General features: G+C 68.8%; 13 protein-coding genes. 5 read left to right on the top strand and 8 right to left on the bottom strand.

All coding sequences use genetic code 11. The features are described 5' to 3' along the window. The first annotated feature begins 24 nt into the window (after nucleotides 1–24). Nucleotides 25–1,389, top strand: coding sequence for a wax ester/triacylglycerol synthase family O-acyltransferase (locus ABZ195_RS04185; RefSeq protein ID WP_355215173.1), 1,365 nt, complete (start codon nucleotides 25–27; stop codon nucleotides 1,387–1,389). Nucleotides 1,390–1,401: 12 nt separating this feature from the next. On the opposite strand, the gene ABZ195_RS04190 is transcribed toward ABZ195_RS04185, so the two are convergent. The 4 genes from ABZ195_RS04190 to ABZ195_RS04205 all read right to left on the bottom strand — a co-directional run bounded on the left by ABZ195_RS04190 (nucleotide 1,402) and on the right by ABZ195_RS04205 (nucleotide 4,634). Beyond that, nucleotides 1,402–2,640, bottom strand: coding sequence for a KasA/KasB family beta-ketoacyl-ACP synthase (locus ABZ195_RS04190; RefSeq protein ID WP_355215175.1), 1,239 nt, complete (start codon nucleotides 2,638–2,640; stop codon nucleotides 1,402–1,404). A 90-nt stretch (nucleotides 2,641–2,730) separates the two neighbouring features. Beyond that, on the bottom strand, nucleotides 2,731–3,216 hold the full coding sequence (locus tag ABZ195_RS04195) for a MarR family transcriptional regulator (protein WP_355215177.1): 486 nt from the start codon (nucleotides 3,214–3,216) through the stop codon (nucleotides 2,731–2,733). 216 nt (nucleotides 3,217–3,432) lie between these two features. After that, nucleotides 3,433–3,672: a hypothetical protein gene (locus ABZ195_RS04200; protein WP_355215179.1), complete on the bottom strand. Its 240-nt coding sequence runs from the start codon at nucleotides 3,670–3,672 to the stop codon at nucleotides 3,433–3,435. Between the two features lie 125 nt (nucleotides 3,673–3,797). Beyond that, nucleotides 3,798–4,634: a glycoside hydrolase family 16 protein gene (locus ABZ195_RS04205; RefSeq protein WP_355216047.1), complete on the bottom strand. Its 837-nt coding sequence runs from the start codon at nucleotides 4,632–4,634 to the stop codon at nucleotides 3,798–3,800. Between the two features lie 106 nt (nucleotides 4,635–4,740). On the opposite strand from ABZ195_RS04205, the gene ABZ195_RS04210 reads away from it, so the two are divergent. Next, entirely contained in the window at nucleotides 4,741–5,190 is a 450-nt protein-coding gene (locus tag ABZ195_RS04210; protein WP_355215181.1) for a hypothetical protein, read from the top strand. Here the strand turns inward: ABZ195_RS04210 and ABZ195_RS04215 are convergent. Then, nucleotides 5,148–6,152: an amidohydrolase family protein gene (locus tag ABZ195_RS04215; RefSeq protein ID WP_355215183.1), complete on the bottom strand. Its 1,005-nt coding sequence runs from the start codon at nucleotides 6,150–6,152 to the stop codon at nucleotides 5,148–5,150. The genes ABZ195_RS04210 and ABZ195_RS04215 overlap by 43 nt on opposite strands. Before the next feature lie 50 nt (nucleotides 6,153–6,202). On the opposite strand from ABZ195_RS04215, the gene ABZ195_RS04220 reads away from it, so the two are divergent. Continuing rightward, nucleotides 6,203–7,690 (top strand): NAD(P)-binding domain-containing protein, encoded by a 1,488-nt coding sequence (locus ABZ195_RS04220; protein ID WP_355215185.1) that lies wholly within the window; start codon nucleotides 6,203–6,205, stop codon nucleotides 7,688–7,690. On the opposite strand, the gene ABZ195_RS04225 is transcribed toward ABZ195_RS04220, so the two are convergent. After that, the gene (locus tag ABZ195_RS04225; RefSeq protein WP_355215187.1) at nucleotides 7,691–8,179 is read right to left on the bottom strand and encodes a DNA starvation/stationary phase protection protein; all 489 of its coding nucleotides are present in this window, start codon (nucleotides 8,177–8,179) and stop codon (nucleotides 7,691–7,693) included. 101 nt (nucleotides 8,180–8,280) lie between these two features. Here ABZ195_RS04225 and ABZ195_RS04230 point away from each other — a divergent pair, with 101 nt between their 5' ends. Next, on the top strand, nucleotides 8,281–8,712 hold the full coding sequence (locus ABZ195_RS04230; RefSeq protein WP_355215189.1) for a Fur family transcriptional regulator: 432 nt from the start codon (nucleotides 8,281–8,283) through the stop codon (nucleotides 8,710–8,712). A gap of 82 nt (nucleotides 8,713–8,794) precedes the next feature. Then, nucleotides 8,795–10,330 carry a histidine ammonia-lyase gene (gene hutH, locus ABZ195_RS04235; protein ID WP_355215191.1) on the top strand — a complete coding sequence of 512 codons (1,536 nt, stop codon included), beginning with the start codon at nucleotides 8,795–8,797 and terminating at the stop codon, nucleotides 10,328–10,330. Between the two features lie 10 nt (nucleotides 10,331–10,340). Here hutH and ABZ195_RS04240 read toward each other — a convergent pair whose 3' ends face one another. Continuing rightward, nucleotides 10,341–11,684 carry a serine/threonine-protein kinase gene (locus ABZ195_RS04240; protein ID WP_355215192.1) on the bottom strand — a complete coding sequence of 448 codons (1,344 nt, stop codon included), beginning with the start codon at nucleotides 11,682–11,684 and terminating at the stop codon, nucleotides 10,341–10,343. 52 nt (nucleotides 11,685–11,736) lie between these two features. Further along, nucleotides 11,737–13,647, bottom strand: a complete 1,911-nt coding sequence (locus ABZ195_RS04245) for a glycosyltransferase family 39 protein (RefSeq protein WP_355215194.1) — start codon at nucleotides 13,645–13,647, stop codon at nucleotides 11,737–11,739. Between the last annotated feature and the right edge of the window lie 75 nt (nucleotides 13,648–13,722).

The raw sequence follows: 13,722 nt of genomic DNA on the forward strand, positions 1-13,722 counted from the left end.
GGGAGTGTGGGTACCGTCACACCCATGAAGCTGATGTCGCCGACGGACTCGATGTTCCTTCTCGGCGAATCCCGAGAACACCCGATGCACGTCGCGGGCCTGCAACTGTTCGAACCGCCCGAGGGCTCGGGGCCGGACTACATCCGCGACATGTACGAGACGATCGCCAAGAACGACGACTTCCAGCCGACGTTCCGCAAGCATCCCGGGCGGCTGCTCGGCGGTATCTCGAACCTGGCATGGGCCTTCGACGACGACGTCGACATCGACTATCACCTTCGTCGCTCCGGTCTGCCTCGTCCCGGCCGCGTCCGCGACCTCCTGGAGTTGGTGTCACGGTTGCACGGCACACTGCTCGATCGGCACCGTCCGCTGTGGGAGGCGAGCCTGATCGAGGGCCTGGGGGACGGTCGGTTCGCGGTCTACACCAAGATCCACCACTCGTTGCTCGACGGCGTCAGTGCCCAGCGGCTGACCGTCCGCTCGATGACGTCGGACCCCGACGACCGCGAGATGCGGATCCCGTGGACGCTGGGTCCCAAGCAGCGCACCCGCCAGTCCAACGGCAGTCGGTCTGCGCTGCAGTCGGTGACGGGGACCGTCGGGTCGATCGCCTCGCTGGCCCCCTCGAGTTTGTCGCTCGCGCGGGCCGCGCTACTGGAACAGCAACTGACACTGCCATTCCGCGCTCCCAAGACGATGTTCAACGTGCCCATCGGCGGTGCCAGGCGCGTTGCCGCCCAGTCATGGCCGCTGGCCCGGATCAAGGCGGTCAAGTCCGCCGCGGGTGTCACCGTCAACGACGTGGTGCTGGCGATGTGCGCGGGGGCTCTGCGCGCCTATCTCATCGAACGAGCCGCGCTCCCGGAGGCACCGCTGGTGGCGATGGTGCCGGTCAGCCTGCGCACCAAGGACGAACAGGACGCCGGCGGCAACATGGTCGGCACCATCCTGTGCAATCTGGCCACCGACATGAATGACCCCGCCAAGCGCCTCGACGCCATCAGCACGTCGATGGACGACAACAAGAAGGTGTTCGCCGAGCTGCCGAGGACGCAGGCGCTCGCCCTGTCGGCGGTCCTGATGTCGGGTCTGGCGATGGGGCTGCTCCCCGGCTTCGTCTCGTCGGCGCCGCCACCGTTCAACATCGTCATCTCCAATGTTCCCGGCGCATCGGAACCGTTGTACTGGAACGGCGCCCGCCTCGACGGCAACTATCCGTTCTCCATCGCGCTCGACGGTCAGGCGCTTAACATCACGATGACCAACAACGCCGACAACCTGGACTTCGGACTCGTCGGCTGCCGACGCAGCGTGCCGCACCTGCAGCGGCTGCTGATGCACCTGGAGAACTCGCTGGCCGAGCTCGAGCAGGCAGTCGGCGTCTGAGGCCGATTCGCCCTAGTACTTGCCGAAGGCCAGCACCACGTTGTGGCCGCCGAAGGCGAAGGTGTTGCTCACCGCGTAGCGGAAGTCGGATCGGCGGGCCTGACCGATGACCACGTCGAGGTCGATGCCATCGCCGAGGCGTGAGGTGTTCAGGGTCGGTGGCACCACTCCGTCGCGGAGGGCCTGCATCGTCAACACCGCCTCGATGGCACCTGCTGATCCAAAGGTGTTGCCCAGCGAGGCCTTTGGGGCGTAGACGGGGGGACGGTGGGTGCCGAAAACCTTCTGCAACGCGGTGGCCTCGACGAGGTCTCCGGCGACCGTGCCGGTGGCGTGGGCGTTGACGAGGTCCACGTCGCCCGGGGTGAGGCCGGCGAGCTGAATCGCCCGGGTCAGGGCGTGCTCCTCTTGTTCGGCACTGGGATCCGACAGCAGCGCGTCGTATCCGTCGGAGGTGAACGCCGCCCCGAGCAGCCGCGAGATGATGCGCGCTCCCCGGGCCTTCGCGTGCTCCTCGGTCTCGAGGATCAGCAGGGCGCCGCCCTCGCCGAGCACCATGCCGCGGCGGCTCTCGTCGAACGGTCGGCAGGCACTCGCGGGGTCGCCGTCCTCGGGAGCCATCATGCCGTCGATCTGGGAGTAGGCGGCGATGGGCACGCCCTCGATCGGTGACTCCACGGCACCGCAGACGACGACGTCGGCGTCGCCGAACATGATCTGCTGCCAGGCCTGTGCGATGGCCGCCGCACCGGACGCGTCACCCATCATGGGGGCGGACACGCCCGCGCGGGCCTCCCGATCGAGGCCGATCGCCGCGGCGGCTCCGTTGGGCATGAACATCTGCACGGCGAGCGGGGACACCGCCTTGAGGCCCCGGTTGCGCATGGCGATGTAGGCGAGGATGACTTCCTCGGCGTTGCCGTATCCGGTGCTGACCGACACTGCGAGCCGAGTGGGGTCCATCTCGGGAGCCCCACAGTCGGCCCACGCCCGTCGGCCGAGGACCAGGGCCATCTTCTGGGGGTAGGACAGCCGACGCAGCTCCACCCTGCTGAGTTCGGAATCGAAGTCCTCGAGCAACTGGCCACCGATGGTGACCGGCAGATCGAGTTCGTCGACGAACTCCCCGGACAGGGGGCGAATCCCGCAGCCGCCGTCCAGCAGGGCGGTCCAAGTCGCTTCGGCGTCGGTGGCGAGGGCGTTGGTCGTCGCGAACCCGGTGACGACGACGTCGGGAAAGTCGCGCAGCATCTTCAGCCTCCTCTTCGAGTGTGGGGACGATTCTCCCGTCCCTCTCAGTCGAGGCACACACGGGGATGGGCTTGACCGTGACGAACGTCCTCAGAACTGTTCGTCGGCGTCGTGCCGGGCCGCTGCGGCGGCGTTCTCGCCGAGCCGTCGCAGGATCGGCAGCGCGACCCGTGCGGCGAGCGCGAGGGAGAATTCGTCGTCCGACGACAGGGTGCCCATCAGGGCCGTGAGGCGGGCGCGGCGGGCGACCGTACGGTCGTCCAGCCTGGCTCGAGCCTCGGGAGCGAGACACACGACCGCGGCCCGGCCGTCGTCGGGATCACCGGTTCGGGCCAGGAGACCCTGGCGTTCGAGTCGCTGCACCATCTGCGTCATCGCCGGTTGGGAGATGCCCTCCAGGCTTGCCAGCACGGTGAGCCGCGCCGGCCCCTCCTGGGCCAGTCGGTTCAGGAGCAGCGCGGCGCTGGCACTCAACCCCGCGCGCTCGGCGAGATGCCGGATGGTGAGGTCTGCCGCCACGTCCATCATGTCGCCGACCGAATCGTCGGGCGCGTCGAGCGACCACACCTCATCCACCCACGTTGTATATCACGATGCCTATACAGATGATGGGAGAAGAACCGGCAGCCGAGCCGAGTCACGGGGCTGCGAGAGGCCTGCGGAGATGCTGAGAGTGCAAGCCGGACACGGACCCTTGGACGACGACGGCCCCGGCACCTCAAGGTGCCGGAGCCGTCGTTTCACGATGCGTCCACTGATCTACATAGATCGAGTTATGTAGTCGCGATCAGGTCAGCCGGGCAGACCCTGCTCCTCGGCCGGCAACGGCGCCGGACCCTTGATGCTGGGCTGCGCCATGGGAATTGGCGGTGTGCCGGGTGCGGTCGTCACGGTGCTCGTGGTGCCGGTCGACATCTCCGAATCGGCGACGGCCCCCGGTGTGGCCTGCGCGATGGTCGCCCCGACGATTCCGAGGGTGACCATGGCGCCCCCGGCGATGGCTGCGAATGTCCTGCTGCTGCTAGAACTCATGGGGTACTCCTTCATCCAAACGCTCATTAGTCCTTCGCCTTAACCGACGAATGGATGAGGACTTTTATTCCGACACGAGTCGAACCAGTCGGGGTGACGGTGCTCACGAGACCCCGGCGGGTCGATCACCAGACGCGCACCCAGTCGACGAGCATGTCCGCCGGATAGGTGCCGCCGGCGGGATCTCCGCCGCCGGAGCCCGCCACCGCCAGGTTGAGCATCGGGGCCAGCTGGTACCCCGGATCGTTGAACGGCCAGTCGTCGAGGGAGTTGGCGGGCACGGTGAAGTACGGCTCCATCCCCGGTGCGTAGTCCCGCCAGAAGTACATGCCCGCGTCGGTCCAGGTGCAGCGCCAGACGTGCCACGCACCGTCGACGTCGAACGGCTGTGTGGCGAACGACGTTCCGTCCAGTCGGGCGTGAACGGTGGTCCCCGACGGCCAACTGCCGTTGCCGTACCACTCGACCAGGTCGATCTCGCCGCCGCGAACGGGGTCGTCGTTGAGCAGCCACCATGCCGGCCAGCACCCCAGGGTCAGGCAGTCGAACTTGATTCGGGCCTCCCACGTGAGGCCGATGCCGCCACGCCAGGTACCGGTCAGCTTGCCGCCGAAGTACTTCCCGTTCTCCTTCGTGGCTCGGATGACCAGATTGGAGTTGCCGTCGAGGAAGACGTTGCGACGGTCATTGCGGTACTGCCCCATGTTCTCAGGGCGATCCCAGAAGACGGGGTTCTTGATGGTCTCCCGGGCCGTGGAGACGATCCACTTCGACGGATCGGGCGCCGAACCCGCCGGCCCGTCGAACTCGTCGTGGAACAGGAAGGCGGGGGCGGCGTTCTCCGGGGGTGGCGCCAACGGCGCCGGCCCGGGTCGAGCTGGCGACGCGCCTGCGGTGGGAAGTGGGATCGCCGCGGCCAAGAGGCCCAATCCCGACATGAACAGAAGGTTTCGACGATCCATCTCCGGCACAGCGACACGATAGAGCCCCGGGGTCCAATTGCGCGCGATTGGCCCGGGTGATTGATTCGGTGGCCGCGTCCGGCGGGAGGTGGCACGCTGTGCGCTGATGCAGCGATCGCAGCTCTACCAGCGCTTTCTCGCCGGCTCACTGCGGGAGCACGACGATCTCGCACGGGGACTGTTCGGCGCGCACGGTGCGCCCATGGTGCGCCGGTGGCTGGACGGGGAGCTCGCCAAGGTCGACGATCCGGCGTACGCCCGGCTGTTCACCGATCACGTCGACCTGCCTGGGGTGGCTCCCGGCGACTACGCGCACCGCGTCGTCGAGACCTCCCATGGCGCGCTCCTCGGCGGGATTCGCTTCTACGGTCGCGACGTCGGCAGGCCATTCGTCGAGGTGGTCGCCCCCGACTTCGAGGATCTCGACGCGCTCCGGCAGTGCGAACAACCACGCCTCGCGACGGACGGCGCGGCGAGTCGGGCGGGCGCGCGTCCTCGAGGACGTCTTTCCTGCTATTGCCCTGACATTCCGAGCAGTTTCTCGGCGTTGCCGTGAGCGATCGCGGCACGTTGCCCGTCGGTGAGGTCGGCCCGCTCGAGGAACGTGCTGACGTCGTCGCGCACCACGTACGGGTAGTCCTCGGAGTGGATGATGCGGTCCGCGCCGATCTCGGCGACGATGAAGTTCAGCTGGTTCTGGCTGAACATCCCGGACGGCGTCGCCCACACCTGCTCGCGGTAGTAGGCACTCGGCGCACGGTCGAGGTGATCGGCCCATCCCACGACCTCGTCGAGTCGGTCGAGCCAGCCGGCCACCAACTCGCCCCAGTGCCCGCTCAGCAGAGTGAGATTGGGATGCCTGTCCAGTGCGCCGGACAGGATGAGGCGGATGACGTGGATGCCCGCCTCGGCGTGCCACCCGAACGCGGGGCCGGCGAACAGGAATTGGACGGCCGCGGGCCATTCACCCGCGTAGTACGGCGTCGAAATCGCCCGTCCGGGCATGCCGGGATGAACGTAGATCGGCCGCCCGACGGCCTCGGCCGCCGCCAGCACCGGCTCGAACCTCGGGTGGTCGAGGAACGCGCCCTCGATGCTTCCGTGGGTCAGCGCCCCCACGAAGCCCAGTTCCTCCACGCACCGCCGCAACTCGTCGGCGGCCGTGGCGGGTTCGTAGAGCGGCAGCGTAGCAAAGCCGCGGAAGCGGGTCGGGTGCTCCGAGATCTGCCGCGCGAGTTCGTCGTTCACCGTTCGACACAGCTGCACTGCATCCGGATGCGCCAGGTTTCCGGGGCTGTTCGCACCGTGGGAGACGACCTGGACGTCGATGCCGACCTCGTCCATGTGGGCCAGGCGTTTGCCGGCCAGGCTCTCGGCGGACTCGCGATCGGGCATGAAGTCGCCGAGGAATTCGCCGAAGCCGGCGTCGGGCGTCACGGGCCCCGGTCCGGACAGTTCGAGGACCTGCGCCACCGACTGCGGGTGGTGGAAGTGCTCTTCGACGGTGATGATGCGCATCAATCCTTCATACGCCCCGAACCTCGTGACGGGCATGCGAGAGTGACCGGATGACCGGAGACGTGGCGGTGATCGGAGCGGGACCGGGCGGTCTCGTCGCCGCGCGCTGGCTGACCGCACGAGGTTTCGAGCCGACCGTGTTCGAACGCAGCCCGGTCCTGGGCGGACAGTGGGCCGGTCTGCCGGGTGCCAGCGGGGTGTGGCCGGCGATGCACACCAACACCAGTCGCGTGCTGACCGCCTTCAGCGACCTGGAACCGTTGTCCACCAACGTCTTTCCATCTAGCGGCGAAGTGCTCGACTATCTGCACCGCTACGCCGCGTCGTTCGGGCTGCTACCGCGGATTCGGTTCGACACCACCGTCGAGCACCTCGACCGCGACGGCGACGGTTGGTCGCTGAGCCACGACGGTGAGCGCAGCAGGTTCGACCGGGTGGTGGTGGCCAGCGGCCGTTTTCACGCCCCGGCGACACCACCCGTACCCGGTCTCGACACGTTCGCCGGCAGCGTGGGCACCTCGAACAGCTACCACTATCGAGGTTCGGCGCAACTGACCGGAAAGCGAATCCTGGTGGCCGGCTGCGCGGTCAGCGCGCTGGAGGTGGCCGCCGAGCTCGCCCAGCAGGGTGCGGCCACGGTCGTCGTCACCCAGCGACGTCAGCGATACGTGCTGCCGAAGTTCGCCGCAGGAGTGCCCTCGGACCATCGGATCTTCACCCGGTACGGCGTGCTGGCGGCCGAGAACCTGCCCGCCGCCGAGGTCGACCGTCAGCTCAAGGAGATCGTCGTCGAGGCGGGCGGCAGCCCGGAACAGTACGGTGCGCCGGCACCGGACCCGTCGTTGTTCGCCGCCGGGGTCACCCTCAGCCAGCAATACCTGCCGCTGGTGGCCGAGGGCCGAATCTCCGTGCGGCCGTGGCTGACCTCGGTGACCGGCGCGGCCGTCACCTTCGCCGACGGGCACGTCGAAGACTTCGACGCCATCGTGTTCGGCACCGGATTCGACCTCGACCTGCCGTTCCTGAGCGACGAGATCCGAGAGCTCATCGGGCTGGACTCGGTGCATCTGGACGCCGACCGGTACACGTTCCACCCCGACCTGCCCGGGCTGGCGTTCATGGGCATGTGGGACCAGTCCGGCGGATACTTCGTGCCGCTGGAACTGCAGGCGAGGTGGATCGCCTACACGTGGGCGGGCACGATCCCGGCCCCCGCCGAGGCCGACCAGCGTCGGGCGGTGCGGCTGTGCCGCGCCCGGCGAGGCCTGCCCCAGAAGACCCGGATGAACCTGGCCGCTGTGGGTTTCGCGCGCGCGGCGGGCGTCGAACCCCGTCTGGAGGACTGGCCCGAGCTGCGCCGTGCGCTGCTGTTCGGCCCGCTCGCGCCGAGTCAGTTTCGGCTGCAGGGTCCCGATGCGCTGTCCGACGCCGCGACGAGATTCGCCCGCGACGCGGCCGCATTCGGCGCCGTCATCTCCAACGACGAGACCGAGCGCGAACGCGCCCAGTGGTCTGCCCTGCGGTCGGCGGGCTTCTGATCAGGACACGTGTCGCAACTGCGCGGCGAGCATCCACCGCTGCTTCTCCAGCCCCTCCAAGACGGTGTGCAGGATGTCGGCGCTGGTGGGATCATCACCGTCGACCTCGTCATGGACGGCGCGAATGACGTTGACCACGGCGAGGATGCGATCGGCGATCACGGCGACGGCACGTTCGACACCGACCTCACCGGCGGGGAACGCCTCCAGGGAGGTCGTCGCGGCCACGGTCCCCGTGCGTCCGTCCGGCACGGCTTCCAGCGCACGCATGCGCTCGGCGACCGAATCGGCGTAGCCGCGGGCCGAGTCGACCACCTCGTCGAGTTCGAGATGGACGGACCGGAAGTTCGGGCCGACGACCGTCCAGTGCGCCTGCTTGGCCTGGCTCTGCAACTCCAAGAGTCCAACGAGGACGGCCTGCAAGTCGGCGGCCAGGGCCGGCGAGGCGACGAACTCGCCGATGGCGACGTCGCGGGTGATGGTGGTCATCGTTCCTCCTGTGTGTGTAGCAACGATTCTACGCCTTATCTTGATACAGTCAATATAAGCACTAACTCAGTATATTGGTTAGGTCATGCTAAGCTGCAGCCATGGATGACGCGACCAGCCGCCACAAGCAGGAGTTGCGCGATGTCGCGCTGCGGGCGACGTCGGGTCGCCTCGCCGTCCTCGGCGCACTAGAGTCCGCACCCCACTCGACGGCGGAGACCGTCTACGCATTGATTTCCGCAGGCCTGCCCGGCACGTCACCGCAGGCCGTCTACATGGTGCTCAACGACCTGACTCGCGTCGGCCTCATCCGCCGGTTCGAACCGGCGGGCTCGGCTGCGCTCTACGAACGTCGCACCGGCGACAACCATCACCATCTGGTCTGCGACGCATGCGGGTCGGTACGCGACGTCGACTGCACGGTCGGACGGGCGCCGTGTCTGACCCCCGCCGACGACAGCGGGTTTCAGGTTCGAGAGGCCGAGGTCACGTTCTGGGGACTCTGCGAGCGGTGCCGGGCTACCCCGGCCTGATCGCGACCAAGCCCCCAAGCGGGGAGACTACGGTGGGCTAGCCAGAACCTCCGTGTCCCCCGCAGAAGGAGAACCGCGACCCATGACCGTGACCGTCGGGATAGGACCGGTCAGCTTCGGCGACGTGGTGGCAGTCGCCCGCGAGGACGCCGCGGTCACGCTGTCGGAGGAGGCCGCCGCGGCCATTGGCGCCAGCCGCGACATCATCGAGGCGCTGGCCAACGATCCCACGCCCGTCTACGGCGTCTCGACCGGCTTCGGTGCGCTGGCGACGCGCCACATTCCTCAACAGAGCCGTACCCAGCTGCAGCGCAGCCTGATCCGTTCGCACGCCGCGGGATCGGGCCCGGAGGTCGAGCGCGAGGTCATCCGCGCCATGATGCTGTTGCGACTCTCGACGCTGGCCACGGGCCGCACCGGCGTGCGACGCGACACCGCCCAGGCCTACGCCGACCTGCTCTCGGCCGGGCTGACCCCGGTGGTGCACGAGTACGGCAGCCTCGGCTGCTCCGGAGACCTGGCACCGCTTGCGCACGTGGCACTCTCGGTCATGGGCGAAGGGTACGTGCGCACCCGCACCGGTGAGATCAAACCCTCGGCGCACGCTCTCGCCGAGCACGGCCTGACCCCCGTCACTCTGGCCGAGAAGGAGGGCCTGGCCCTCATCAACGGCACCGACGGAATGCTCGGTCAACTGGTGCTGGCGCTGGCCGACCTCGAGGACCTGCTTCGCTTGGCCGACGTCGCAGCCGCCATGAGCGTCGAAGGACAGCTCGGCACCGACCGTGTCTTCGCCGCCGACCTGCAGCAGCTGCGCCCCCATCCCGGCCAGGCCGCGGCCGCAGCCAACATGACCCGCCTGCTCGCGGGTTCCGCGATCGTCGCCAGCCACCAGACCCCGGACTGCACCCGAGTGCAGGACGCCTACTCGTTGCGTTGCGCGCCCCAGGTCGCCGGCGCGGCCCGCGACACCGCCGCCCACGCCCGCACCGTCGCCGAACGCGAACTCGCCAGCGTCATCGACAATCCCGTCGTCACCCTCGACGGTCGGGTGGAGTCCAACGGCAACTTCCACGGCGCGCCCGTCGCCTACGCGCTGGACTTCCTGGCGATCGTCGTGGCCGACGTGGCCAGCATCAGCGAGCGGCGCACCGACCGCTTCCTCGACGTCAACCGCAGCCACGGGCTCAACCCGTTCCTCGCCCACGATCCCGGCGTCGACAGCGGGCACATGATCGCGCAGTACACCCAGGCCGGCATCGTCTCCGAACTCAAGCGGCTGGCCACCCCGGCCAGCGCGGACTCGATCCCGTCGTCGGCGATGCAGGAGGACCACGTCTCCATGGGGTGGTCGGCCGCCCGTAAGCTGCGCCGCGCGGTCGACGGGCTGACCACCGTGCTGGCGATCGAAGTACTGACCGCCGCAAGGGGATTGGACATGCGCCGACCGCTGACGCCCTCACCGGCCACCGGTGCGGTCATCGCCGCGCTGCGCGAACGGGTCGAAGGCCCCGGCCCGGATCGCTTCCTGGCGCCGGAGATCGCCGCCGCCGTCGGACTGGCCCGCTCGGGCGCCCTGGTCCGCGCGGCCGAAGGCGTCCTCGGCCCACTCGAGTGAGCGTTTCCGCTCAGGCGGGTCCGTACAAATTGCCGCGCCGCACGTCCTCGCGGCACTCCGCCCGCGTCTCGCGCGTCTGCTGGACGCAGACGCGCACCTGCTCCTCGATGCCGTCGGGATAGACCTCGTCACCGGGTCCGGGGGTGACCGTCGGGGACGGGACGACGCCCGAGACCAGTGACCACATGATCGTGTTGGCCGGGGGCAGCCGCGCGCAGTATGCCTTCTGGCCGGTGTCGGAAACGCCTGCGGCGCCGAGCACTTCGCAGTCCGCGCCGACGAGCACGACGGGCATCGCGGGCGTCGACGGCGCCGCCGAAGCGACCCGCGAACTCTGGTCGCGGGCGATGACGATGCCGGTGACGACGCCCCCGATCAACAGCAGCCCGACCACGACCGCGGCGGCCACCCCGAGCCACCACTTCCGGCCGCGGGTGCCGCCTGCGGAGGACGCGGGCGACCCGAAGCGGCTCGCCAACACCGTGTCGCCCACGTCGGCGAAGCTCCCGGTGCCGTTGACCCGCCGGGACAGTGCGCTCGCGAATTCGGTGCAGGTGTCGTAACGGTCTGCCGGCGACTTCGCCAACGCCTTGGCCAGAACCGGCTCCAGCTCGGCCAGTTCGGGTTTGCGTTCGGTGATCGCCGGGGGCGGGGCGCTCACGTGCCGGCTGATGACGACGGCAGGATTGCGGTCGAGGAACATGTGCGTTCCGGTCAGCAACTCGAAAGCCGTTGCGGCCAGCGAATACTGGTCAGCTCGGCCGTCGAGCGTCTGGCCCATCAACTGTTCGGGAGCGGCGTAGGCGACCGTGCCGACCGCCATGTTCGTCTCGGTCAGCCCACTGGAGTCGTCGACCCGGCGGGCAATCCCGAAGTCCGCCAGCAGGGCTCGCCAGCGTTCGGAGTCCAAGTTGGCCAGCAGGATGTTGGCGGGCTTGACGTCGCGGTGCAGCAGCTGGCGCTGATGGGCGTAGTCCAGTGCGTCGGCGACGGCGCCGACGATGCGGACGACGTCGGCCGGCGGCATCCCGCTGCGATAGTCCTTCTCCTGCAGCAGCTGCCCGGCGTCGGTGCCCTCCACGTAGTCCATCGCGATCCACAGCCGGCCCTCGTCCTCGCCGCGGTCGTGCACGGCGACGATGTTCTGGTGCCACAGCGTGGCGACGTTCTGCGCCTCGCGGTTGAACCGCTCCCGGTACTCGTCGTCGCTCGACACCGACTGCGCCATTACCTTCAGCGCGTCCTGCCGAGGCAGCCTCGGGTGCTGCGCCAGGTAGACCTCGCCCATGGCGCCGGAACCCAGCATTCGCACGATGACGTAACCGGCGAACGTCGACCCGTCGGCTAATGGCATGCGAGGCATCCTACTGAGGCCGCGCCGCCGGGCTACCCGAAAACGGGCGTCCTCACTTCGCGGGTGCGGTGAGGTCGTACACGATGTCGGATCCGACGGTCGTCGGGGTGAAGTGCGCGGCCACCCACGTCGCGATGTCGGCGTGGGCCGAGCGGCCGCCGAAGCCGCCGGGGCGGTGGTCGTCCTTCGGCGTGATGTAGTAGCCGATCCGGTGGTTGGCGACGTCCTGCTCGAACTCCCCGAGGGTGGGCGCCGGGTCGCTGCCGCCGAACCCGCCGATGGCCATCACCGCGGTGTTGGTAGACAACTCGAGGGCCGCGGCCGCACTCGACCGGTTGATCGCCGCCGAGAAGTCGGTGTGCGTCGCCTCGAGCATCGCGTCGAGCCGAGCGTCGTCGACCTCCTGGCCCCAGCCGCCGTGCCCGCCATCCGGTGTGGCCGGACCGACGAGTGGCATTCCGCCCTCATGCGGCTGACCGACCGTCGCGAACGAGTAGGCGGCGGTGCCGAAGACGGCGCCGAGCATGCCGACGGCCAGCGCCCCGGCCGCGAGCCGTCGCCGCGTCGGCGCACCGGCGGTCACCAGCAGCGCCACCGCTGCGACCACCGTCACGGCGAGGATCGACCACCGCATGGCCGGGAACCAGCCGGCGTTGCGGCCGAGCAGCCACCAACCCCAGACGCCCGTACCCAGGATCATCGCGACCAGACCCCCGCGCCCCAGCCAGGAGTCGCGCCGAGCCCAGGCCTGAGCACCGCCGATCGCCACCATCGCGCAAATGGCCGGGGCGAAGGACAGGCTGTAGTAGGGGTGGACCATGGTCTTCATGTAGCTGAGCACCAGCCCGTCGACCAGCATCCAGGCGCCGAAGACGATCGCGCCCGCGCGGACCACGTCGGTGCGGGGCGCACGGCCGCGCAGCGCGAACACCAGCACCAAGGCGATCAACGCGGCCGGCAGCAACCAGCTGATCTCGAACCCGAACTCGCCGGAGAACAACCGGGTCAGCCCGCCGGAGTCGTGCCCAAATCCGGCGAACCCGCCGTGGTGCCCGTGGCCGACCTCGAACGGCGTCTCCGCTGCCGCACCCACCACGGGGTTGGGCTCGAACATCTTGCCGGTCTTACCCAGGACACGGCCGAAGCCGTTGTATCCCAGCACCAGGTTCATGAAGTTGTCGTCCGTCGAACCGGCCAGGTAGGGCCGCGACGACGCCGGCCAGAGCAGGGTGAGCAGAACGAACCAGCCCGCCGAGATCAGGAAGGCACCGAGCGCGCCCAGCAGGTGCAGCACCCGCCGGCCGAAGCTGGTGGGCGCGGCGATCAGGTACATCAGACCGATCGCCGGCATGACCATGATGCCCTCGAGCATCTTGGCCAGGAACGCAAATCCGAGCGCGACGCCGGCCAGTGCGATCCACGTGGCGCCGGCCCGTTCGAGCGAACGCACCGCGCAATACACCGCCGCCGTCATCAGCAGGACCATGACGGCGTCCGGGTTGTTGAACCGGAACATCAGCGCCGCCACGGGTGTCAGCGCGAAGGCGAAGCCGGCGAGCAACGCCGCGTTGGGGCCACTGATCCGGCGGACCGCCGCGTACAGCAGTGCCACCGTCGCCACGGCCATCAGCGCCTCGGGGATCAGCATGCTGGCACTGCTGAAGCCGAAGATCTGACCGGACAGTCCCATCACCCACTGGGACACCGGGGGCTTGTCGACCGTCATGAAGTTCTGGGTGTCCAGGGACCCGAAGAACAGGGCCTCCCAGTTCTTCGACCCGGCCTGGGCCGCGGCCGCGTAGAACTGGTTGGCCATCCCGTTGACGGTGATGTTCCAGAGGTAGGTGGCCGCCGTGAACAGCAAGAGGACGCCGAACCCGATGCGGTCCCAGCGCCGCCGCGGCGGGGTCGCGTCGGCGGGTTCGTCACTCGTCGGGACGGGCAGTTCCAATGTCGTTGTCACACTGCTAGTTAGACAGGCTGACCGTCGGTGAACCTGTGAGGTCCGCACGAGACCCCTGAGATCGCGAATCGAAGC

It is taken from the genome of Mycobacterium sp. NPDC006124 (assembly GCF_040614235.1).
Lineage (GTDB): Bacteria > Actinomycetota > Actinomycetes > Mycobacteriales > Mycobacteriaceae > Mycobacterium.

Coding starts and splice junctions, on each gene's coding strand:
- ABZ195_RS04185 (WP_355215173.1), top strand. CDS start 25: ATGAAGCTGATGTCGCCGACGGACTCGATGTTCCTTCTCGGCGAATCC.
- ABZ195_RS04190 (WP_355215175.1), bottom strand. CDS start 2,640: ATGCTGCGCGACTTTCCCGACGTCGTCGTCACCGGGTTCGCGACGACC.
- ABZ195_RS04200 (WP_355215179.1), bottom strand. CDS start 3,672: ATGAGTTCTAGCAGCAGCAGGACATTCGCAGCCATCGCCGGGGGCGCC.
- ABZ195_RS04205 (WP_355216047.1), bottom strand. CDS start 4,634: ATGGATCGTCGAAACCTTCTGTTCATGTCGGGATTGGGCCTCTTGGCC.
- ABZ195_RS04210 (WP_355215181.1), top strand. CDS start 4,741: ATGCAGCGATCGCAGCTCTACCAGCGCTTTCTCGCCGGCTCACTGCGG.
- ABZ195_RS04215 (WP_355215183.1), bottom strand. CDS start 6,152: ATGCGCATCATCACCGTCGAAGAGCACTTCCACCACCCGCAGTCGGTG.
- ABZ195_RS04220 (WP_355215185.1), top strand. CDS start 6,203: ATGACCGGAGACGTGGCGGTGATCGGAGCGGGACCGGGCGGTCTCGTC.
- ABZ195_RS04225 (WP_355215187.1), bottom strand. CDS start 8,179: ATGACCACCATCACCCGCGACGTCGCCATCGGCGAGTTCGTCGCCTCG.
- ABZ195_RS04230 (WP_355215189.1), top strand. CDS start 8,281: ATGGATGACGCGACCAGCCGCCACAAGCAGGAGTTGCGCGATGTCGCG.
- hutH (WP_355215191.1), top strand. CDS start 8,795: ATGACCGTGACCGTCGGGATAGGACCGGTCAGCTTCGGCGACGTGGTG.
- ABZ195_RS04240 (WP_355215192.1), bottom strand. CDS start 11,684: ATGCCATTAGCCGACGGGTCGACGTTCGCCGGTTACGTCATCGTGCGA.